The 21,355-nt window shown below is 71.0% G+C and carries 21 protein-coding genes; 13 read left to right on the top strand and 8 right to left on the bottom strand.

Annotated features, from left to right (window positions below; translation table 11 throughout):
* Positions 1 to 44: 44 nt before the first annotated feature.
* Positions 45 to 779 (bottom strand): winged helix-turn-helix transcriptional regulator, encoded by a 735-nt coding sequence (locus JFB92_RS01420; protein ID WP_199034162.1) that lies wholly within the window; start codon positions 777 to 779, stop codon positions 45 to 47.
* 281 nt (positions 780 to 1,060) lie between these two features.
* Here JFB92_RS01420 and JFB92_RS01415 point away from each other — a divergent pair, with 281 nt between their 5' ends.
* From JFB92_RS01415 to JFB92_RS01400, 4 genes are all read left to right on the top strand, one after another.
* Positions 1,061 to 2,107, top strand: a complete 1,047-nt coding sequence (locus tag JFB92_RS01415; protein WP_199034161.1) for a hypothetical protein — start codon at positions 1,061 to 1,063, stop codon at positions 2,105 to 2,107.
* Between the two features lie 10 nt (positions 2,108 to 2,117).
* The gene (locus tag JFB92_RS01410; RefSeq protein ID WP_199034159.1) at positions 2,118 to 2,849 is read left to right on the top strand and encodes an LmeA family phospholipid-binding protein; all 732 of its coding nucleotides are present in this window, start codon (positions 2,118 to 2,120) and stop codon (positions 2,847 to 2,849) included.
* A gap of 346 nt (positions 2,850 to 3,195) precedes the next feature.
* A complete protein-coding gene (locus JFB92_RS01405) occupies positions 3,196 to 4,047 on the top strand; it encodes a sulfurtransferase (protein WP_199034157.1) in 852 nt (283 codons plus the stop codon).
* A 27-nt stretch (positions 4,048 to 4,074) separates the two neighbouring features.
* Entirely contained in the window at positions 4,075 to 4,386 is a 312-nt protein-coding gene (locus JFB92_RS01400; RefSeq protein ID WP_199034155.1) for a DUF1416 domain-containing protein, read from the top strand.
* A 96-nt stretch (positions 4,387 to 4,482) separates the two neighbouring features.
* Here JFB92_RS01400 and JFB92_RS01395 read toward each other — a convergent pair whose 3' ends face one another.
* Positions 4,483 to 4,956: a carboxymuconolactone decarboxylase family protein gene (locus JFB92_RS01395; protein ID WP_199034153.1), complete on the bottom strand. Its 474-nt coding sequence runs from the start codon at positions 4,954 to 4,956 to the stop codon at positions 4,483 to 4,485.
* A 14-nt stretch (positions 4,957 to 4,970) separates the two neighbouring features.
* Positions 4,971 to 5,852 (bottom strand): sigma-70 family RNA polymerase sigma factor, encoded by an 882-nt coding sequence (locus JFB92_RS01390; protein WP_199034151.1) that lies wholly within the window; start codon positions 5,850 to 5,852, stop codon positions 4,971 to 4,973.
* A gap of 90 nt (positions 5,853 to 5,942) precedes the next feature.
* Here JFB92_RS01390 and JFB92_RS01385 point away from each other — a divergent pair, with 90 nt between their 5' ends.
* The gene (locus tag JFB92_RS01385) at positions 5,943 to 6,626 is read left to right on the top strand and encodes a hypothetical protein (RefSeq protein WP_199034149.1); all 684 of its coding nucleotides are present in this window, start codon (positions 5,943 to 5,945) and stop codon (positions 6,624 to 6,626) included.
* Between the two features lie 3 nt (positions 6,627 to 6,629).
* Here JFB92_RS01385 and JFB92_RS01380 read toward each other — a convergent pair whose 3' ends face one another.
* Complete coding sequence (locus JFB92_RS01380; RefSeq protein WP_372451553.1) at positions 6,630 to 7,781, bottom strand: NADH-quinone oxidoreductase subunit D; 1,152 nt, start codon at positions 7,779 to 7,781, stop codon at positions 6,630 to 6,632.
* A 95-nt stretch (positions 7,782 to 7,876) separates the two neighbouring features.
* On the opposite strand from JFB92_RS01380, the gene JFB92_RS01375 reads away from it, so the two are divergent.
* Positions 7,877 to 8,332: a DUF1707 SHOCT-like domain-containing protein gene (locus tag JFB92_RS01375; protein WP_199034147.1), complete on the top strand. Its 456-nt coding sequence runs from the start codon at positions 7,877 to 7,879 to the stop codon at positions 8,330 to 8,332.
* Positions 8,333 to 8,383: 51 nt separating this feature from the next.
* Here JFB92_RS01375 and JFB92_RS01370 read toward each other — a convergent pair whose 3' ends face one another.
* Entirely contained in the window at positions 8,384 to 9,301 is a 918-nt protein-coding gene (locus JFB92_RS01370) for a glycoside hydrolase family protein (protein WP_199034146.1), read from the bottom strand.
* 75 nt (positions 9,302 to 9,376) lie between these two features.
* Here JFB92_RS01370 and JFB92_RS01365 point away from each other — a divergent pair, with 75 nt between their 5' ends.
* From JFB92_RS01365 to JFB92_RS01355, 3 genes are read left to right on the top strand one after another with little or no spacing between them, the layout of a single operon-like run.
* Positions 9,377 to 10,117 carry a LamB/YcsF family protein gene (locus tag JFB92_RS01365; protein ID WP_199034145.1) on the top strand — a complete coding sequence of 247 codons (741 nt, stop codon included), beginning with the start codon at positions 9,377 to 9,379 and terminating at the stop codon, positions 10,115 to 10,117.
* A complete protein-coding gene (locus JFB92_RS01360) occupies positions 10,114 to 10,770 on the top strand; it encodes a 5-oxoprolinase subunit B family protein (protein WP_199034144.1) in 657 nt (218 codons plus the stop codon). The genes JFB92_RS01365 and JFB92_RS01360 overlap by 4 nt, the downstream gene beginning before the upstream one ends.
* Positions 10,767 to 11,651 carry a 5-oxoprolinase subunit C family protein gene (locus tag JFB92_RS01355; protein WP_199034143.1) on the top strand — a complete coding sequence of 295 codons (885 nt, stop codon included), beginning with the start codon at positions 10,767 to 10,769 and terminating at the stop codon, positions 11,649 to 11,651. Before JFB92_RS01360 ends, JFB92_RS01355 begins: the two co-directional genes overlap by 4 nt.
* A gap of 1 nt (position 11,652) precedes the next feature.
* Here the strand turns inward: JFB92_RS01355 and JFB92_RS01350 are convergent, their stop codons facing one another.
* The gene (locus JFB92_RS01350; protein WP_199034142.1) at positions 11,653 to 12,795 is read right to left on the bottom strand and encodes a trans-sulfuration enzyme family protein; all 1,143 of its coding nucleotides are present in this window, start codon (positions 12,793 to 12,795) and stop codon (positions 11,653 to 11,655) included.
* A 79-nt stretch (positions 12,796 to 12,874) separates the two neighbouring features.
* Complete coding sequence (locus JFB92_RS01345) at positions 12,875 to 14,905, bottom strand: bifunctional copper resistance protein CopD/cytochrome c oxidase assembly protein (protein WP_199034140.1); 2,031 nt, start codon at positions 14,903 to 14,905, stop codon at positions 12,875 to 12,877.
* Positions 14,906 to 15,036: 131 nt separating this feature from the next.
* Between JFB92_RS01345 and JFB92_RS01340 the strand changes: the two genes are divergently transcribed.
* Both JFB92_RS01340 and JFB92_RS01335 read left to right on the top strand, forming a co-directional pair.
* Positions 15,037 to 16,182, top strand: a complete 1,146-nt coding sequence (locus JFB92_RS01340) for a DUF5925 domain-containing protein (RefSeq protein ID WP_199034138.1) — start codon at positions 15,037 to 15,039, stop codon at positions 16,180 to 16,182.
* Positions 16,183 to 16,334: 152 nt separating this feature from the next.
* Positions 16,335 to 17,468, top strand: a complete 1,134-nt coding sequence (locus tag JFB92_RS01335; protein ID WP_199034136.1) for a nuclear transport factor 2-like protein — start codon at positions 16,335 to 16,337, stop codon at positions 17,466 to 17,468.
* A 156-nt stretch (positions 17,469 to 17,624) separates the two neighbouring features.
* Here JFB92_RS01335 and JFB92_RS01330 read toward each other — a convergent pair whose 3' ends face one another.
* On the bottom strand, positions 17,625 to 19,100 hold the full coding sequence (locus JFB92_RS01330; protein ID WP_199034134.1) for an outer membrane protein assembly factor BamB family protein: 1,476 nt from the start codon (positions 19,098 to 19,100) through the stop codon (positions 17,625 to 17,627).
* 114 nt (positions 19,101 to 19,214) lie between these two features.
* On the opposite strand from JFB92_RS01330, the gene JFB92_RS01325 reads away from it, so the two are divergent.
* Both JFB92_RS01325 and JFB92_RS01320 read left to right on the top strand, forming a co-directional pair.
* Positions 19,215 to 20,270: a hypothetical protein gene (locus tag JFB92_RS01325; protein ID WP_199034132.1), complete on the top strand. Its 1,056-nt coding sequence runs from the start codon at positions 19,215 to 19,217 to the stop codon at positions 20,268 to 20,270.
* Entirely contained in the window at positions 20,267 to 21,331 is a 1,065-nt protein-coding gene (locus tag JFB92_RS01320; RefSeq protein WP_199034130.1) for a hypothetical protein, read from the top strand. Before JFB92_RS01325 ends, JFB92_RS01320 begins: the two co-directional genes overlap by 4 nt.
* Positions 21,332 to 21,355 lie beyond the last annotated feature (24 nt).

Genomic DNA, 21,355 nt, shown 5'->3' with positions numbered 1-21,355 from the left:
GGGCCGCGACCCCGTTTCGGGGTCGCGGCCCAGCTGCTAAGTCCTCAGATTTCTTGTCGGAGGCCGATTCTTTCGGGCTCCGTTTCACTCTCCCGCAGGCTGTCGGGGGGCGGGGCGACGAACTTGTAGCCGACCTGGCGGACCGTGCCGATCATCGACTCGTACTCGCTGCCGAGCTTGGCCCGCAGGCGCCGCACATGCACGTCCACAGTCCTGGTGCCGCCGAAGTAGTCGTAGCCCCACACTTCGCGCAGCAGCTGCTCGCGGGTGAACACCCTCCCCGGGTGCTGGGCCAGGAACCGCAGCAGCTCGAACTCTTTATAGGTCAGGTCCAGCGGGTGGCCCTTGAGCTTGGCCGCGTACGTGTCGGGGTCGACGGTCAGATCCCCGGCCCTGATCACCGCCGGGCCCGCCGCGGCGGCCGCGTTCGGCTTGCCCGTGGCCAGCCGCAGCCGCGCCTCGATCTCGGCCGGTCCGGCGCCGGCCAGCAGGAAGTCGTCCACGCCCCAGTCGGCCTGAAGCGCCGCCAGGCCCGCCTCGGTGACGATCCCGAACAGCGGGACGGTCAGCCCGGTCGCCTGGAGGACCCGGCAGGTGGCGCGGGCGTCGGCCAGATCTGAGCGGGCGTCGACCATGACGGCGTCGGGGCTCGGACCCGAGAGCAGCGCGCGGACGTCCCGGCCCGCGTAGCGGGCGCGGTGGGGCAGCAGTTCGAGCGAGGGAAGGATCGACTCTGGAGAATCCGGAACCGGGTTCGAGGTGAGGATCAGTATTTCCACAGCTGGCCTCCGCTGTTATTGAGCACACAATCACATCGACGCCTGCGGAGATGTACATTCGCACAGGCTGTGCTTCCCGACGTCGATGGCGGGCGGCAATTACAGACGGTAGGTAGATTAGAGGTAATTCTAAAGGGTCACCGGCCGGATGACCAGCTTCACCTTCCTGCAACCTCACATCGTGACGAACCCGTTGTGCACGGGAGGGCCGACGCGACACCTCCGCCGGTGCGGCGGCGAAGGTGAGCGTTCCGCGGCGACCTTGCCGTAGGCTGTCCAACGTGTCGTACAGCCGACCCGACGAGACCTGGGGCTACGAGCCTCCCGAGGTGCCCCGCCCCGCCGACGGCAGCGGCGAGCAGGCCGCCTGGCGGCCGCCCGAGGAGGCCCCGCGCCGGTCCGGCAGGCGCCGCGCCGCATCGTTCCTCCGCTCGCGCCGGAGCACCCCCGACTCCGAGCCCGACCGGCTCCCGGACGCCGAGCCCGAGCGCTCCGAGGACCACACCATGCCGCCGCCGACCCCGCACTGGCTGCACCGCCTCCCGCCGGTGGCCGTCGCCCTCGTCATCGGCGCCGGGCTGATCCTCGGCGCCCAGCTCGAACGCCCTATCTACGCCGCCGGCATCGGCGTCCTCCAACTGGCGATGCTCGCCGCGGTCACCTGGACCAGGCGCATCGACGGCGCCTGGGTGCCCCTGGCGGTCGGCGCGCTCGTGGCGGTGTCCGCCGACTGGGCCGCGGTCTACTGGACCCCGGTCTCACTGCTGCCGGTCACCGTCCTGGTCGCCGGGGCCTTCGGCGCGGCCGTCGCCGCCCAACTGGTCCGCCGCGACCACGCCGGCGTCACCGAGAACCTCGGCTTCACCATGCTCCTGGCGATCGGCGCCGCGGGCTACGCCTGCTATATCGCGCTCTCGCGCCTGGGCGCGGCCCCGCCGGCGATGTACTCGGCCGTCGTCGCCGCCACCACCGCGATCCTGGCCGCCCGGGCCGTCGACGCGGTCATGCCCGACCCGCGCATCAACCGCCAGGTCACCCGCGGGGCCTTCGGCGTGGTCATCGGTACCATGTGCGGCACCGCCTCGGCCGCCTACGCCGGCCTCGTCATCGAGGGGCCCGACCCCCGGGACGCCGCGATCGGCGGACTCATGGTCGCCCTCACCGCCGTCCTGATCGACCTCGCCTGCGGCTACCTGGCCGCCGCCCGCCGCATCGACGGCGAGGGCGCCGCCCCGCCGGCGGTGGCGGGGGTCGCCGGACCCCTGCTCGCCTTCGCCCTGACCGGACCGGTCGTGTATCTGTTGTGTGCGTACTACCTAGTCGACTAGGAGACCCTCCGTGGGCAAGATCCTCCGCCGCGTCCTCATCCCCCTGGTCATCGTCGTCGCCCTGGTCGCCCTGCTCGACCGGGTCGCGAACGCCGTCGCCGAGCGGCAGGTGGCCTCCCAGGTCGCCGACACCGCCGCCGACCACGGCGCCTACTCCGACCAGCGGCCCGACGTCACCATCCACGGCTGGCCCTTCGTCACCCAGGTGTTCGGCGGCGAACTCGAGCAGATCGACATCACCCTGAGCGACGTCGGCGCCGACGGCCTGGTCTTCCCCGAGCTCGACCTGGTCGCCAGCGACATCGAGGCCGACTGGCGGGAACTGGCCGACGGCACCGGCCGGATCACCGCCGCGACCGTCGACGCCGAGGGCTCGATCGCGCTCGACTCGCTCTCGAGCCTCGTCGACGACTTCGTCGACATCGACGCGACCGTCGAGGACGACGGGACCGTGCGCCTCGAGGCCACCGCCGAGGTCGAGGGCATCCGGTTCGACCTCGTCACCGAGGGGCGGATCGCCCTCGCCGGGAACGCCCTGGAGATCGTCACCGGCGAGTTCGAGCTGGCCGACGGCGGCGCGCTGCCGCCCCAGGGCGAGGCGCTGCTGGAGGAGTACACGTCCCAGCTCAACACCACCCTGGACCTGCCCGAACTGCCCTACGGCATCGAACTGACCGAGATCTCCTTCTCTGACGGGACGATGGAGGTCGCCGGCTCGGCGACCGACGTCGACCTCACCTGAGGCGACCCGACGCGTACCGCATGCCGAGAGGGATGTGGCCACCAGCCGAGAAGTCTGCTAGCGTTCTGCCCATGCGCAAGCCGATGCTCACCAAGCGGCGCGCGATCGACTTCTGCAGGATCGCGACGACGCTGTGTCGAATGCCCTAGGCGGCTGCTCGTAGCAGTCGCCGCTTAGCGGCCCAGCGTGCGCAAATTAAGAGCAAGGCTTCAACGCATCCCCGGACATTTCTCTGTCCGGCTTCCTCCTGCTCATTGTGTTCTGAACCGAGCGCGTACCGGGCCGCCACGCACCCAGTTACATCAACTTCGTTCACACTCAACGACGTTCAGGAGAGAACACAACTATGGCTCGTGAAGACGTGCTGGTCACCGCCGATTGGGCGGAAGAGAACCTCGACACCCCCGGCGTGGTGTTCGTCGAGGTCGACGAGGACACCTCCGCCTACGACACCGGACACATCAAGGGCGCGGTCAAGATCGACTGGAAGGACGACCTCCAGGACCCGATCCGCCGCGACTTCGTCAACCAAGAGCAGTTCTCCGCGCTGCTGAGTGAGCGCGGCATCGCCAACGACGACACCGTCGTCCTCTACGGCGGCAACAACAACTGGTTCGCCGCCTACGCCTACTGGTACTTCAAGCTCTACGGCCACCAGGACGTCAAGCTCCTGGACGGCGGCCGCAAGAAGTGGGAGCTCGACGCCCGCGACGTCACCACCGAGGCCCCCAAGCGCGAAGCGACCACCTATGTGGCGCAGCCGCTCGACTGGGACCTGCGCGCCAAGCGCGACGAGGTCGAGGCCGCCATCGGCGCCAAGAACCTCATCGACGTCCGCAGCCCCGACGAGTACGCCGGCCGCCTCCTGGCCCCGGCGCACCTGCCGCAGGAGCAGTCCCAGCGCGCCGGCCACGTCCCGACCGCGCTGAGCGTCCCGTGGTCCAAGGCCGCCAACGAGGACGGCACCTTCAAGTCCAACGACGAGCTCCGCGAGATCTACGTGGACGAGGCCGGCCTGGACGAGGACAAGGCGACCATCGCCTACTGCCGCATCGGGGAGCGTTCGAGCCACACCTGGTTCGCACTGCGCGAGCTCCTCGGCTACGAGGACGTCAAGAACTACGACGGGTCCTGGACCGAGTACGGCTCGCTGGTCGGCGTGCCGATCGCGCTCGGCGACGAACCCGGCGAGAAGTGATCCGGCGACGGTAGGAAAGGAAACACCATGTCTGACGGCTGCGCTGCGCCCGACCAAGACGCCGCCCTGCCGGCGTCGGTCGACATCGAGAAGGAGACCGTGCTGACCGGAACGGTCGTCAACGACGAGGGAGAGCTCGTCCAAGGCGCCTACGTGCGCCTGCTCGACGGCTCCGGAGAGTTCACCGCCGAGGTGGTGACCGGCGAGAACGGGCAGTTCCGCTTCTTCGCCGCGCCCGGCGAGTGGACCCTGCGGGCGCTCTCGCGCTTCGGTGACGCCACCGGCGAGGTCAAGGCCGAACAGGGCCTCAACGAGACCAAGCTGGCGGTGAGCCGCTAAAGACCGACCGGGTAGGTTCAGCTCCTGACCCAGTCCGAAAGGCCGGGACGCACAATGCGTCCCGGCCTTTTTCGTGTGGGTGTTCCTTTCGGCTACTCAGCCGAACATGCCCGGCTCGTACCAGCCGGCCGGGGTCTGGGCGACGACGTTCATCCGGTTGTAGCCGTTGATCATCACGATCGTGAAGATGAGCGCCGCGAGCTGTTCGTCGTCGAAGTGCCTGCGGGCCTCGTCCCAGACCTCGTCGCTGACGCCGGTGTCGGCGTCGGCGATGCGGGTCGCCTCCTCGGTGAGGGCCAGTGCGGCGCGCTCTTCCTCAGTGAAGACCGTGGCCTCGCGCCAGGCCGAGACCAGCAGGAGCCGCTGCGCGGCCTCGCCGGCCGCCAGCGCGTCCTTGCTGTGCATGTCGGTGCAGAACCCGCAGCCGTTGATCTGGCTGGCGCGCAGCAGCATCAAGTTGGGGACGGCTTCGGGGAGCTGGGCTTCGTACAGCACCTGGGTGGCGGCGTTGAACTTGCGGTAGAACTTCTGGCCGAGCTCGGTGGCCATGATGTCGATTCGGGCTTCCATGGTGTATCCCTTCCTCATTCGGCGCTGCGGGTGGTTCGCAGGCCGTGGAACTTGCGGGGGTTGCGGACCACGTCGACGGTGGCGACGCGGCCGTCGCGGATGCCGAGGGCCATGACGGTTGCGATCCGGCCCTCGTGGAACAGCAGCAGGCCGGGATTGCCGTTGATCACGGTGGCCTTGACCTGCGGCGGTGCGTACTTCATGGAGGTTCCGGCCAGGAACCGGACGATCTTGTCGGCGCCGTGGATCGGTTGGAGGGCCGCCCGCGCGACGCCGCCGCCGTCGGAGGTGAAGACCGCGTCGGAGGCCAGCAGTCTCAGCAGCCGGTCCATGTCGCCGGACGCGGCGGCCTCACCGAAGGCCTGGACGATCTCGCGGTGGGCCTCGGGGTCGACGTCGAAGCGCGGCTGGCGGTCCTCGATGTGCTCGCGGGCCCGGCTGGCGAGCTTGCGGCAGGCGGCCGGGCTGCGGCCGAGCGCCGTGCCGATCTGGTCGAACGGCAGCCCGAACACGTCGTGGAGGACGAAGGCGGCGCGCTCGGCCGGGCTGAGCGTCTCCAGGACCACCAGCATCGCCCAGGACATGGAGTCGGCCAGGCCGACCGAGTCGCCCGGGTCCGGCGCGGTCTCGACCGGTTCGGGCAGCCAGGGCCCGACGTAGGCCTCGCGGCGGCGCCGGGCCGAGCGCAGCACGTCCAGGGCGATCCGGGAGGTGGTGGTGACCAGCCAGCCGGTGAGGTCCTCGATCGCGTCGAGGTCGGAGCCCTGGAGTCGGATCCAGGCATCCTGGACGGCGTCCTCGGCTTCGGCGACGGTGCCCAGCAGCCCGTAGGCCACGCCGACCAGGCGGGGCCTGAGCTCCTCGAACTCGCTCGCGGCGGTCTCTGCTCGGTTCATGTCCAGAGGACGGGTCGCGGCCCCGAAGTGTGACATCCGGGAGGCGATCGTGTCGAGCGTCTCAGTTCCCGATGCGGCACACTGATGGGCGTGTTCGCAGAGCTCTCCCCCGTCTGGCGCCGGCGCCTGGTCGTGATCGTCGCGGTCTGGGCCGTCGCGCTGGTGGCCGCGGCGTTCCTGGGGAACCGGGCGACGGTCCGCGAGCAGGCCGACGCCGCCGAGGGACGCGCGGGCGCGGACGCGGCCGTGGGCGTGGCCGCCTCGGCGCTGGCCGGCTCGGCCTTCGAGTTCGCCGTGGGACCGGGCGTGGCGCAGGAATGCGAGATCACTCCGGTGCGGGACGGGGTGGAGTACCTGCGCACCTTCGAGGTCTACACCGACGAGCCCGAGCTGGCGTTCCGGCAGGCCGCCGCCGACCTGGCCGACCACCTCGGCGTCGAGGGCCCGGTCTCGGCCGAGCACTGGCGCCGCACCGCGAGCGGCTCGTTCCTGACCGTCGGCCTCCACATCGAGACCGAATCCGAGGGCCCCTCGCTGATCGGCCGCGTCTCCACCGGCTGCCGTCCCGCGGGCGCGGACTTCGGCGTCCTCTCCCCGGCCGAACGTCCCGACTGGATCGATCTGGCCGCGGCCCACCCCGGCCTCGACGCCGCGGACGCGGCCCTGACCGCCTACGCCCGAATCGACTGCGCCGAAGGCGGCAGCGCCGAGACCTGGTGGTGGTCCACAACGGACGACCGCCGCATCCCCCAGATCACCGCCTCCTGCGGGTAGCGGCTACTTGTCGATGTCGCCGACCACGAAGAACATCGAGCCGAGGATGGCGATCATGTCCGGGATCAGGCAGCCGGTCATGAGGGTCGACAGGGCCTGCACGTTCGAATACGACGCCGAGCGGAGCTTGAGGCGGTACGGGGTCTTGTCGCCTTCGCTGACCAGGTAGTAGCCGTTGGCGCCCAAGGGGTTCTCGGTCCACACGTACGTCTCCCCGACGGGCGGCTTGAAGATCTTGGGGAGCTTGACGTTCACCGGGCCGGCCATGGGCGCCGCCCGGTCCAGGCAGGTGCGGGCCAGGTCGATCGAGGCGCTCACCTGGTCGAGCAGGACCATGAACCGGGCGTAGCAGTCGCCCTCCTCGCGCAGCACCACCGGCACGTCGAGCTCGCCGTACGCCAGGTACGGCTCGTCGCGGCGCAGGTCGAAGTCGAGGCCAGAGCCGCGCGCGACCGGGCCGGTCACGCCGTACGAGGCGGCCACGGCCGGGTCCAGGACGCCCACGCCCTTGGTACGGGCCGCGAAGATCTCGTTGTACCGCAGCATCTTGTCCAGCCGCTCCATGCCGTGCTCGACCCGGTCGAGGGCGGCCCTGGCCCGGTCCTCCCACCCGGAGGGGACGTCGCGTTTGAGGCCGCCGACCGCGTTGTACATGTAGTGGATGCGCCCGCCGCTGGCCTCCTCGAACACCTCCTGGAGGCTCTCGCGTTCGGTGAAGGCGTAGAACATCGGGGTGATCGCGCCGATCTCCAGCGGGTAGGAGCCGAGGAACATCAGGTGGTTGAGGATCCGGTTCATCTCGGCCAGCGCCATGCGCAGCCACACCGCCCGCTCGGGCACCTCGATGCCGCCGAGCCGCTCGGCGGCCAGGGCCACCCCCAGCTCGGAGCCGAAGGCCGAGAGCCAGTCGTGGCGGTTGGCCAGGAGCATGATCTGCCGGTAGTCGCGCACCTCGTAGAGCTTCTCGGCGCCGCGGTGCATGTAGCCGACGATCGGCTCGCACGCGGTCACGCGCTCGCCGTCGAGCCGCAGCTTCAGGCGCAGGACCCCGTGCGTGGAGGGATGCTGGGGACCGATGTTGAGCACCATGTCGGTGGTCTCGGCGCCGGCCCCGACGCCGACGACGACTTCCTTGTGCGCGTCCATTCCCCACATGGTCGCAGGTCCGGCGCCGACAGGGAAGTCTCGTGCGGCATGTTGCCGCTTGCTGGCATCCTTGAACCTGCACCCGACGATGGAGGTGGCCCCAGATGGACCGCGATCAGATGCGCGCCTCGGAGTCCGACCGGCAGCTCGTGTTGGACCAGCTGCGGCAGGCTGTCGAGGACGGCAGGCTCGACGTCACCGAGTACCAGTTGCGCATCGACGCGGCCATGAGCGCCAAGGTCTACTCCGAGCTGGACGTGCTGCTGGCGGATCTGAAGAGGCTGCCCCCTCCCGGATACGAGGACTGGCACACCCGGCAGTCGACCACGCCGATGCCGGCCAACCCGTCGAGCATCTCCAAGGTCAACCAGCAGCTGCGCGCCGAGGCGGCCTCGGCCCGCTCGGGCCGCTGGCGCATCTTCGGGGTGTCGGCCGCGATCGCGGCGGCGATCGCCGTGGTGCTCATCGTCATCTGGCCCGAGCTGCTGCTCTACATCGCCATCGGGGTGCTGGCGGTGCTGGTCATGTTCGTCCTGGCCGCGGTCCTGGGCCTGTTCTAGCACCGAACTCGGGAAGGTACGAGACATGTTCCCTCGGCCGCCGGGGGTTGATCAGGCTTCGCCGCCGCGGAAGGCCGGGGTGCGGGCCGGGTCGGGGGCGTAGTCGAAGGGGTGGTCGCGGTCGCAGCGGAGCCAGCCGTCGCGGACGGTCAGGCGCGCGACCTGGACGGCCGAGCGGCGCCCGCCGCCGGGGTGGGTGAAGTAGTACAGGTAGGCCTCGTCGTCGCCCTGCGGGAGGGCCATGGCGTGGTGGCCGAGGGCCTCGTCGAAGGCGCGCCTGCCGGGGGCGGCCAGCAGCGGCATGGGCTGGGGGTGCCAGGAGCGCAGGTCGGTGGAGCGGTGGACGAGCAGGCCGGACCAGCCGTCGGTGACCATCCAGCCCACGCCGCCGAGCTCGAACACGGTCGGGCCCTCCTGGCCGCGGTCGTCGACGGCGGCCCCGGTGGTCTTCCATTCGAGCAGGTCGGGCGAGTCGGCGGTGTGGATGTGGGAGTCGCGGGTCTCGTCCTTGAACCACATGCGCCAGGTGCCGTCGTCGAGGCGGTGGACGGCGGCGTCGATGGCGCGCTCGGAGTCGAGGTCCAGGGTGGACCGGTAGGTCCATTCGACGAGGTCGGTCGAGGTGTAGTGGCGGATCTCGGCCGGTCCGGTCCAGTCGCCTCGCACGCCTTCGAGGAAGGTGACGTACATGTGCCATGTGCCGTCGTGGCGGAGGATCTCGGGGGCCCACCAGGTGTCGCCGTCCTCGAACAGGGCTCCGGCGTAGGTCCATTCGCGGCCGTCGGGGCCGACGGCGTGTCCGATGGCGGTGCCGTGGACCCATTCGACCCCCGCGTCGGGTGCGTCGGCGCGCCGCTGGGTGTAGAACATGTGCCACCGGCCGCCGTCGGGGTCGTAGACGACGGTGGGGTCGGTGGGGCCCTCGTGGACGGGATCGGTCAGCAGCGGTGCGGGGGCCGGGGTGGGCATGGAACCTCCAATGATAGCGCTTTCCAAGAGCATACCGACCACTGTCTCCGAAGACAAGTCGGATACCTTTGACGCATGGACCTCAACGCGGACCTGGGGGAGGGTTTCGGGCGGTGGGAGCTGACCGATGACGCCGCGTTGCTGCGCGTCGTCACCAGCGCCAACGTCGCCTGCGGCTTCCACGCCGGGGATCCGGCCACCCTGCGCGACGTCTGCGCCGCCGCCGCCGAGCGCGGCGTGTCGGTCGGCGCCCAGGTCTCCTACCGGGACCTCGCCGGATTCGGGCGACGCGAGATGGACGTCCCCGCCGCCGAGCTGGCCTGCGAGGTCGCCTACCAGATCGGGGCCCTCCGCGTCTTCGCCGAGGCGTTCGGGACTCCGGTCCGCTACGTCAAGCCGCATGGGGCGCTTTATCATCGGGCCGGAAGGGACGAGGTCCAGGCACGCGCAGTGGCCGAGGGGATGGCCATCGCGTCGGTGGGGGTGCTGCTGTGCCGGGCCGGAACCGCGCTCGAACGGGTCGCGAAGGAGACGGGGATCCGCGTGGTCGCCGAGGCGTTCGCCGATCGGGCCTACACCGCCGACGGGCGCCTGGTGCCCCGCGGCGAGCCGGGGGCGGTGCTGACACCCGAAGCGGCGGTGGCGCAGGCGCTGGACCTGGCCTCGGGCGAGGTGACCGCGGTGGGCGGCGAGCGCATCCGCGTCGAGGCCGACTCGATCTGCGTCCACGGCGACAGCCCCGGCGCGGCCCGCACGGCCGCCGCCGTACGCTCCGCATTGGACGATAAAGGCATCAAAGTGGAGGCATTCAATTGACCGCGCGAACCAAGGCGACCCCGCTCGGGCGGCTCGAACCGCTGCCGGCCGGGCCGCGCGGCGTCCTCATCGACTGCGGCACCGGCGAGGCCGCGCGCGCCTGCTACCGGGCGCTCCAGGCCCGCCGCGTCAGCGGCGCCCTGGAGGCGACCGACCTGATCCCGGGCGCGACCACCGTCCTGGTCGACGGGGTCGAAGAGCCCGAACTGCTGGCCGCCGACATCCCCGACTGGGTGCTCGGCGAGGAGTCCGAGCCGTCCGGCGAGCCGGTCGAGATCCCGATCGCCTACGACGGCCCCGACATCGAGGCCGTCGCCGGCCACTGGGGGGTGAGCGTCGAGGAGGTGGCCGAGATCCACGCCTCGGTCGAGTACGAGGCCGCGTTCTGCGGCTTCACCCCCGGCTTCGCCTACCTCGAGGGCCTGCCGGAGCGCTGCCACACCCCGCGGCGGGACGACCCTCGCAAACAGGTCCCGGCCGGGTCGGTCGGCGTCGCCGGGGCGTATACCGGCGTGTATCCGCGTTCGAGCCCCGGCGGCTGGCAGCTGATCGCGACGATGACCAACCCCGGGCGGCTGTGGAACGAGCACCGCGAGCCCGCCGCCCTGCTGGTGCCCGGCACCCGGGTCCGGTTCGTGGCGGTGAGGCTGTGAGCCACATCGAGATCCTGCGAGCCGGGATGCTGACGACCTGCCAGGACGCCGGGCGCGCGGGCTGGGCCCACTTGGCCGTCCCGCCCTCCGGCGCCGCCGACCGCCCCTCGTGGAGGCTGGCGAACCAGTTGGCGGGCAACCCGACCGGCGCGTGCGCGCTGGAGACGACCCTGACCGGCTGCACGGTCCGGGCCCACCGGAACGTGACCGTCGTGGTCGGCGGGGCGCCGTGCGCGGTGACCGTGGACGAGCACCCGGTCTCGTGGGGCCAGCCGGTGAACCTCCCGGCCGGCTCGGTGATCGACGCGGGCCCCGCCGAGGTCGGCGTCCGCTCCTACCTGGCCTTCTCCGGTGGCCTGCACCCGAAGGCGAGCCTGGGCTCGCACTCGACGTGCCTGCTGTCCGGGCTCGGCCCGGCGCCGCTGACCGACGGCGACACGATCCCGCTGGGCCCGGCCCCGGCGCACCCGCCGCTGCCGACGCAGTGGCCCGCGCCGTGGGCGGGAGTGACCGAGGAGATCGTCCTGAAGCTGCACCTGGGGCCGCGCCTGGACTGGTTCGCCCCGGACACGGTCGCCGAACTGACCAAGGGGGTCTGGACGGTCTCGGAGCACTCCAACCGGATCGGGCTGCGGCTGAGCGGCCCGACCCTGTCCCCTGCCGAGGGCGGCAGGGAGCTCCCGAGCGAGGGCATCGTCGCCGGGTCGCTCCAGGTCCCGCCGAACGGCCAGCCGATCCTGTTCGGCGCCGACCACCCCACCACCGGCGGCTACCCGGTGCTCGGCGTCGTCGGACCGGCCGCGCAGGCCGCGGGCGCCCAGGCCCGCCCCGGCACCAGGATCAAGTTCGTGCCGCTCCCGGTGCCGCAGTGGAGCACCTGAGTCAGCCGTCGAGGGCCTGAGCGAAGTCGTCCAGCAGGTCCTCGGTGTCCTCGATCCCGGCCGAGAACCGCACCAGGTCCTCCGGCACGCCGGTCGGCGCCCGGTCCGCGTCGCGGCCCCGGTTCCCGGCGGCCGGGCGGGCGATCAGCGACTCGACCCCGCCGAGGCTGGGCGCCGCGTACGGCAGCCGCAGCTGCTTGATGAGCACCTCGGCGGCCTCCAGGCCGCCGGCCGGCCGGAACGCCAGCATCGACCCGGAACCGTCGAACCAGGCCCGGGCCCGCGCATGGTCGGGATGGCCGGGCAGGCCCGGGTAGGCGACCGCGGCGATCTGTTCGTGCCCGGACAGGTACTCGGCCACCGCCTGCGCGTTCGCGTTCTGCCGCCGCACCCGCAGCTCCAGGGTCTTGATGCCTCGGGCCAGCAGGTACGCCGCGTGCGGATCCAGGCAGGGCCCGTACAGCGTCGTCGTCCGCCGCACCCGTTCGACCAGGTCGGCCGAGCCGGTGACGACCCCGGCCGAGACGTCGGCGTGGCCGTTGAGCGCCTTGGTCGCCGAGTGGCACACCAGGTCGAAGCCGAGCTCGTGCGGCCGGAACACCACCGGCGTGCAGAAGGTGTTGTCGACGATCGAGGCCAGGCCCCGCTCGCGGGCGAAGCCGGAGAGCGAGGCCAGGTCGCCGACCCTGATGAGCGGATTGGTGATCGACTCGGCGTAGACCGCCTTCGTCTCTGGCCGCAGCACCCGGGCCCACTCGGCCGGGTCGTCGGCCGAGGCGAAGGTGACCCGCCAGCCCAGCCGCTCGGCCTGCTCGGTCAGGAGCACCCCGGTGCCGCCGTAGACGCTCCCGGCCACGATCACGTGGTCTCCGGCCGCCAGAAAGGTGTGGAGCACCGCCGCGATCGCGGCCATGCCCGAGGAGGTGGCGACGGCCGCCTCGGCGCCTTCGAGGGCCGCGAGCTTGCCGTGCAGGTACTCCTGGGTGGGGGTGTTGGCGTAGCGCAGATAGCCGGCGTCCTCGCCCGGCTCGGACTCGAACACCGTGCCCGGGTAGATCGGGAATACCACCGAGCCGCCCCGCGGCGGCCGCGGCTCGCCGGCGTGGACGGCCCGCGTCGCCATGCGGGCGTGTGCGTCGCTCATCTTTGTGAGGCTACGACCGCTCCGAGGGGACGGTCCAGAAAACGACCTTAAGTTCCGCTTACGTCCCGCCGCCGGGCCGTCAGCGCCGTTCCTGGTCGAGGCTCGCCAGGTACGCGTTGTAGACCTCGTGGGGGTCGTCCTCGGGGTGGCCGGAGGCGCTGGCCCGCTCGGCCATGCGGTCGAGGCGGCGCCCTTCGCGCTCGTCGGCGCGGGTCCACTGCCCGATGAGGACGGCGATGATGATCAGGCTGGGGATCTCCCCGAACGCCCAAGCGATGCCGCCGCCGGTGCGCTGGTCGGCCAGCAGGTCGCCGACCCACGGGACGGCCAGGCCGGTGTACCAGGTCTCGGCGATCAGGCCCGTGCCCATCATCAGCGCCAGGCCGAACACGGCGTGGAAGACGATCGACACGAAGTACAGCAGCACCTTCGCCGGGTACGACAGCTGCCGCGGCTTGGGATCGGGGCCGAGGACGATCCAGAAGAACAGGCTCCCCGAGGCCAGGAAGTGCCCGGTCATCAGCAGGTGCCCGAAATGGGAGTTCATCGCCCACTCGAAGATCCCGGTGAAGTACATGATGTAGAGGCTGGTGAGGTAGATGACCAGGGCGACGACCGGGTGGGAGACGAGCCGGGCGAAGCGGGAGTGGACGAACGCGAGCAGCCACTCCCGGGGGCCGCCGGAGCGCCGCGGCCGGATCGCGCGCAGCGCGAGCGTGACCGGCGCGCCGAGGACCAGGAACACCGGCGCGAGCATGTTCAGGGCCATGTGCTGGACCATGTGGGCGCTGAACAGGACCAGTCCGTACTTGCCCAGTCCGGTCGAGGTCACCAGGACCACCACCGCCCACCCGGCGATCCACATGGCCGTCCGGATCCACGGCCAGGCGTCGCCGCGGCGCCGCAGCCGCACCACCCCGGCGATGTAGAAGCCCACGCCGAACGCCGCAGCGGTGCACACCAGCACCGCCGGGTACCAGTCGAGCATCAGCGAGGAGAACGTGATCGGGCCCGGCGTGGCGAACCCGAGGAATGCCGCGTTCGGGTCGGGCAGCTCGCCGGAGGGCGGCGGGGTCACCGACAGGGACGCGGCCAGGCCGAACGCGACGGCCATGACCGCCAGCTCGACCGCGGCCAGGCGCCAGAAGGCCCGCCGGTCCCCGGCGTTCACCGCCGGGATGGTGCGCCTCCGGTGCGCCCAGCCGATGAGGCCGCCGACCGCCAGCAGCGCCGCCTTGGCCAGCGCGATGCGCCCGTAGTCGGAGGTCCACAGGTCGGAGAAGTCGACGTTGGCCCCGAACACGATCAGGCCGCTGGCCCCGACCGCCGGGTAGGCGAAGGCGGCCGCGGCCGAGTACCGGCGCACCGCCACGGCCGGGTCGGCGCGGGCGATGAACAGCGCCAGCAGCCCGCCTGCCCAGAAGCAGGCGGCCACGACGTGGATGATGAGGCCGTCGACGGCGATCTGGTGGTTGCCGTTGGCCGCCGAGTGGCCGGTGAAGATCGGGGGCAGCGCCGCCCCGATCGCCGCCGCGGCGGCAGCGGCGGCCCAGGAGACCTTGAAGGAGCGGGCCGCGACGACCGCGGCCGCGAGCGCCAAGGCCGCGGTCGCTCCCAGGCTCGTCCCCTGATCGGCTTGGGTCAGGTACGACCATGCACCCGAAAGAGTGAGGTCGTCGAATCCGAGCGCGAAGGTGTTGGCGTATTCGACCGGAACCCGCACGAGCGCGACCAGGGCCCACAGGCCGGTCGCGACCGAGCCGATCCGCAGCCACCGCCACGCCTGGGCCGAGAGCCTGGAGCGGTCCTCGGCGCGTCCGGGAAGGAAGATCGCGGCCGCGACCGTGCAGCCGACCGAGGCGAGCATCAGCAGGTCGTAGGCGTACTTGAGCAGGCCGGCCGCCCACGTCACGGCCGGGTCGGCGGCGCTGAGACCGGGGATGGCCTCCAGTTGGATCGCCCCGCCGGCGTCGAGCGCGATGACGGCCGCGACAGCGCCCGCCGCGACCGCCGCCAGCACCGCGGCCGCACGCCATCCCGAGCGCCCGCGCGAAGCCGGATCGGGTATGGTGACGGCGGTGTTTTCGCTGGTCTCGGTCGACGTGGTCACGTACCCCAGCATGGCTGAATGCTCCAGCTCACGCCCCACCGGGTGGGGCCGTTCATCTCATAGGACTCCCTGGCGAGGCCCATTGGCCCGGGCAGCCGGCGTGTCAGGGGGGTAAGGCAGGCTGGAACGCAATGGGAATCATCGAACAGCGCGGTGACATCATGAATCTGCTGCAGGGCACGGGCGGCTCGCTCGGGAACATGCACTTCACGCTCGACGGATCGGACGACCCGTCGAACGTGCTCAACCTCATGAGCCTGGACGCCTATCTGGCCGGGACGCAGCCGCACGCGGTGGTCCGCGCGCTGGAGGCGGTCGGCGACGATCTCGAGCTGATCCCCGAGGGCGGGGAACTGGTGCGCTCGATCTCCGGCTCGTCGTTCCTGCAATTGGTGCGCGGGGACGGCTGGACGCTGCGGACGCAGCGGTGGCGGGACGGCTCGGGCCAGGCGGTGGTGACCGCCGCCACCCGCGAGCGGGCCGAGGAGATCGCCTCGTTCGTGGTCGACCAGGCCGGAGTGCCCGAGGAGCCACGCGACGACAAGGTGGACATGGGGTTCTGGTACCGGTCGGCGCGGGGCCCATTCCGGTCGACGCGGTCGATCACGGCTCCAGACTGGGGCGGGATCGAGCGGAACTACTCCTCGAACGCCGGGTCGGCGCTCGGCAAGCTCATGTCGACCCAGCCCTCGGACGTGGTCGGCCGCCTGGTACTCCTGCACGGCCCGCCGGGGACGGGCAAGACCACGGCGCTGCGCGCGCTGGCCCGCGAATGGGCCGAGTGGTGCCAGGTGGACACGGTGCTCGACCCGGAGGCGTTCTTCGCCGACCCCTCCTACCTGATGGAGGTCATCATCGGCTCGGAGATGGACCTGCACCTGGGCGAGGATTCGCAGCGGGGCGACGGCTGGCGGCTGATGATCCTCGAGGACTGCGACGAGCTGATCCGCGGCGAGGCCAAGGAGGCCTCGGGCCAGTCCCTGGCCAGGCTGCTGAACCTGACCGACGGTCTGCTGGGCCAGGGCCGGGAGATCATGGTCGCGATCACCACGAACGAACGGCTCGACCGGCTCCACCCGGCGGTGGTGCGGCCGGGCAGGTGCCTGGCGCAGATCGAGGTCGACGCGCTCTCGCCCGAGGAGTCGAGCGACTGGCTGGGCGGGGAGGCGGTCGGCGAGCCGATGACGCTGGCCGAGCTGTACGCCCGGCGGGGCGGCACCGACCCGACCGTGTCCGAGGCGGCGATCCCGCAGCAGCCGGTCGGCCAGTACATCTAGTTCGATTCTCAACCTTCGGCGCAGTTCAGGCGCTGTTCTCGTTCTCTCATGGCCCTGTCGCGGCTCATCGATGACCGATGGCGTCACCTGCGGCGGTTTGCGTCCGTTTCCTAGCATGGGGTCGAACACCCCACGCCAGGAGCCTAGACGCCATGAGCAGCGACCCAAGTGCACCGACGGGAGTCGGTGAGCAAGAAGCGGGCCGAATCGACGGTGACCACGATCGACGCAGACGCCGTGTTCTCTGGACGGTCGCGATCACGGTCGCCTCCATCGTCGCGGCCGGGATGGCCTGGTACTCCGTTCGCGAGCACCCTGCCCAGGTGGTCGTGAAGGAATTCTTCGCCGCGTTGCGGGACAAGGACGCTGAGGCCGCACTGGAACTGATTTCACCGGACGGTCTCGACAACGCACCGCGGTCAGAATTCCAGGCGCCCGAGGCCCTCGGCGGCGGCTGGGAACTCACCGGCACCGAGCGCACCCACAGCGACGAGGCCACCATTGACGTGACTGCGGAATTCTCGACCCTCGATGGCATGTTCGAGTACGAGTACACCGTCGTGCGCAACCAGTCGAGCGGAGACTGGGAACTTCAGGACCCCTTCGTGGCGGTGAACACGTCGGGCGTCCCCGATGCCCTCGACTATCTCCAAGTGAACGATGTGATCGCTCCGAGGGACGCTCGGGACCACTTCTGGCTCTTCCCGGGCTCGTACCGTTTCTACCAGGACGTGCCCGGAATCTTGGACCTCGAATGGCCCGGGATCGAGGACCGAACCGAGCCCAGGACGGCGTACCTGTTCAACGCCTATTCCTCGACCGAGCCCTACAAGTTCGACGGCGCGTTCGCCGGACCCGACGGGAACGCGGCGGTGCAGCAGCTCGTCGACGAGCGGATCGCCGCCTGCTTGGAGGCTATGCAGCCCGATCCGTCCGGCTGCCCGTTCGGGATCCCCGACGGAACGCCCGTCTACCTCGACGAAGGTCCGGTCGAGCACTTCGACGAAGCCGAGTGGAGCCTCGCCGGCCCCACCCCGCTGGTCGAGATCATGGTCTTGTCTCCCTGGGCCGAAAACGGGTTCGCGCTGGTACCCGTGAACCCGGAAGACACGCTCACCGCCGTGATGTATGGCGACGGCGTCGACTTCGAGACGACCTGCGAGTTCGACTTCTCGATCTGGAGCCTCTCCCTGGTGCCCGAGGACGGGACCGTGGCGTTCGCCTTCGATGAGTCCTCCGGAATGGAGAAGGTCCCCTACACCACTTGCATCGGCTTCGAACCGTGAGCCGGATTCAGACCCGATCAGAGTTCGCCCAGGTGTGGTGTCCGGGGACGTTGTCCTGAACAGTAGCGGCGCGTCGACCTGACACTCGCCCGCCGGGTCGCCGGCACCCTGTCCCGCCCGGTCGTGCTCAAGGTCCTGGCCGAGGAATGAGCCCGGTCAGCCCCACAGGTCGGCTGGCCAGGCGCTGAGGGTGGTCCTGTCGATGTCGTCGAGGACGGTGACGATCTGGCCGGGCCGGAACTCCTTGGCGGACCCCGGCAGGGCCAGGCCCTCGCCGGTCTCCAGGTTGTAGGCGACCACGCCGTAGTCGCTCCAGCCCCACATGCTCGCCGAGCCGTGGACCCACAGCGTGGACCCGACCGCGGAGGTCCGGGTCGAGGCGCCGATCGAGGCGGTGGCCGTCCACAGTTCGTCCCCGGACTCGACGTCGTAGGCGACCAGGTTGTCGGTCTCGCCTTCGACGGCGACCGCCAGCACGTCGGCTCCTGGGCCGAGCCCGACTGCGCGCCCGGCCTCGGGCGCGGTCCAGGCGGTCTCGCCGGTCGCGAGGTCGACCAGGGCGGCCTCGCCGCCGATGGTCAGCGGCAGCATCCCGTCGCGCGGCCGGACGGTGGCCAGTCCGCCGCAGCTGACCAGGTCCTCGGTCTTGGCGGTCTCGGCCTCGATCTGCCAGAGCCGTTCGCCGCCGCGCAGGCCGTAGCCGGTCAGGGTCGCGGTGCACTCGTCGGCGGGGTTGTCGTCGTAGTCGTCGTAGAAGACCAGCGTGTCCCCGGCGACGAAGGAGCCGTCGTGGGTCTGGACGCTCGCCAGCGCGTTCCCGTCCTCGTAGGCGGTGACCGTCCGGTCCTCGTGGCCGTTCGGGTAGGACTCGATCAGGAGCGGGTCGGGCACCGGCTCCCCGGTCCAGGTGCCGCCGCCGACGGCCTGGGCGCTGGCGTAGGTGGGCGTCGACCACAGGGTCGCCAGGTTCTGTGGGTCGCGCGCGTAGAGGATGCAGTCGCCGATGTTCCCGTCCTGCTCGCCGGTGCACTCGGTCATCAGGACCGCGTCGGAGTAGACCGACACGAACGAGGCGTCCTGGTCGCGCCAGACCTCTTCGCCGGTCTCCAGGTCGAGCGCCACGGTGTCCTCGCGGCCGGGCCACTCGTAGTCCTCGTCCTCGAAGAGGCTGTCGATCGAGACCGAGACGACCACCACCTCGTCGGCCACGCCGACCTCGGGCCCGAACTCCTCGACGGGATGCTCCCACACCCTCTCGCCGCCGTCCTCCAGGCGCAGCCCCTCGTCGGTGAGGAACAGGGCCCCCTGGTCGAGGTGCACGACCGTGCCGCCGTCCGTCCCCAGCTCCGTCGACCACAGCGGATCGCCGCCATAGGGCTCGACGCCGTCGGGGGCCGATTCGTCGGAGCCGGGGGAGCCTCCGGACTCCGCTTCGGCGGCTATGGCCCCCTCCGCGGCGGGCAGCTCCCCGTCCGGCCAGTCCGATTCGTCGACGTCGCCGTGCCCGACCAGCTCCGGCAGCGCGAAGGAGGTACCGATCATGGCGAGCGCCAGCGCGCCGGCACCGATCTGGACCGGCACGGGCCAGCTGCGCAGCTCCGGCCACAGGCCCCAAGGTCGCTCCTCGCTCATCGATTCCTCCCGGATCGGCGGTTCCGATTCCGAACCATAGTCGGACCCGTCAATATTGCGGGGCCGCTCTAGCATCGGCAGCAGATCCCCGCCCCCGAGCCCGAGGTGCCCGACATGCCCGATCCCGGTATACCGAGAAGCCGCCGCGAGAGCGCTCGCCTGGGCTGGGTGGTGCTGTTCTCGCTCCTCTCGCTCGTGCCTATCGCCGTCTGGAACGGCGTCGACGAGCCCGACAGCCCTTCGGAGCTGGTCGCGGCGTTCCTCGAAGCGGTGAGCGAGGGCGAGGTCGACCGGGCGCTGAGCTACACCGACGCGAGCGTCCCGACCGGCGAGGCGGCGGCGTTCCTGCACCCGGACGCGATCGACGGCGGCTGGGACGTGCTCGAGGTGACCGAGCGGGAGGGCCGCTACTCCTCGGAGACCGACGTCACGGCCACGATCGGGCGGGACGGCGGCACCGCGGTCGGGCATTTCACGGTCCGGGAGGGCTTCGACGAGGAGCTGGTCCTGTCCGATCCACTGGTCAAGGTCGCCGTCACGCCCGGCTCGCAGCTGAGCGTCCGGATCGGGGAGCGGGTCGACGACCGCACCTCGACCGACATGCTCACCACGCTGGTCGGCCAGCCGTGGACCTACGAGCTGCTGCCAGGGGTGTACCGGTTCTACGGCGGCGAACCGACCGCGGTGCTGGAGGCCCACGCCGACGGCGAGGCGATCACGGTCAGTCCCCCGGCCCCGGAGCCGACTCCCGAACAGGCGATGGCGGTGCAGACGCGGGTCAACGAGTTGATCGACCGCTGCCTGGAATACCGCCTCCAGGCCCCGCCCGGGTGCCCCTTCTCGACCGACGGCTACGTCGACACCCCCGAGGGCCAGCGGCTCGAGGAGCTCGAGGACATCGAGTGGACCCTCGTCGAATACCCGCTGGCGGCCGTCGTCGAGGCCGACCCCGAACTGGTCGGACAGAACCTGCTCCAATTGCGGTTCACCGAGCCGGGCCGGCTCGAACTGCACGGCACCGGCACCGAGGACCGGGACGAGTGGATCGAGTTCACCACGCCGTGCCGCTTCGTCGGCAGCGAACTGCTCGTGGTCCTCTCAGGCGACGACGAGGTCGGACTCGCCCCGCTCGGCACGCCCGAGACCGACAGCTGCAGGGGGACCGCATGAGACGCGTCCTGGCCTGGGCCCGGCCCCGGCGCTGGTCGATCTTGACCGAGGCGGTCCTGGCGGCCCTCGTGGCGGCGATCGGCGTGCCCGTGCTCGCCCTCGACGGCGACACCGAACCGGTCGACGTCGTCACCGCCTACCTCGACGCGCTGCGGGACGGCGACGTCGACCTGGCCCGCGAATACATCCGCGAGCCCGACTCGACCGCCGACAGCTCGTGGCTGACGGCCGAGGCCATGTCCTCGGACTGGGAGTTCACAGTGGAGCAGCCGACGCGTTCGCGGACCCGCGTCCACGCCCAGATCACCGCGGGCGGCCAGAGTGCCGAGGCGGTCTTCCAACTCGAGGTGTCCGAGGACGAGGCCCTGATCACCAACCCGTACGCGCACCTGTCGATGACGCCCCGAGGCGGCGGAGGCGGCTTCGGGCTCTCGGAACTCGAGCTCAACGGGCACGCCGCGGAGCCAACCTCCTCCGGCGAATCCGGCGTCACCGAGTTCGCCCTGTTCCCGGGCGCTTACACCATCGGCGAGAGCAACGACCTGCTGTCCGATCCGGAGCCCCCGGTCTTCCTGGCTGCGCCGAACGAGCGCACGGGGCTCGCGAACTCCTTCGATCCGGTGCTCGCCGAGGCCCTGATCGGCGACGACGCGGTCGAGGAGCGGCTGAACGCCGACCTGGCCGACTGGATCGACGTGTGCGCCCAGAACGCCGATCCGTCCCCCGCGGGCTGCCCGTTCTCGGCCGAGACCGACTGGGGCCTGACCGACGGCGCCGACGACTACCTCGACCCGACCGACCTTGCCTGGGAGGTCGACGTCTACCCGCGGGTGCGGTTCGCGACGAATCCGGCCTACGGCGGCTCGTACACCGTGGAGACCGTCGAGCCCGGCCGCGTCCACCTGACGGCCACGGCCTACGACCTCTTCGAGGACGAAGAGGGTCCGTTCTCGGCCTACTGCGCGATCGACCTGGCGGGCCTGGAGCCCGTGCTCCTGCCCGGCGGGCGGTTCGAGTTCGACTATCCGGAGGAGGTCTGGGCCGACTGCCGCCCGGCTTGACCGAACGAATTTCGGCGCAACACC

The sequence above is a fragment of the Glycomyces salinus genome, from assembly GCF_016428645.1.
Lineage (GTDB): Bacteria > Actinomycetota > Actinomycetes > Mycobacteriales > Micromonosporaceae > Glycomyces > Glycomyces salinus.
This window is presented reverse-complemented; position numbering and strand designations above follow the sequence as displayed.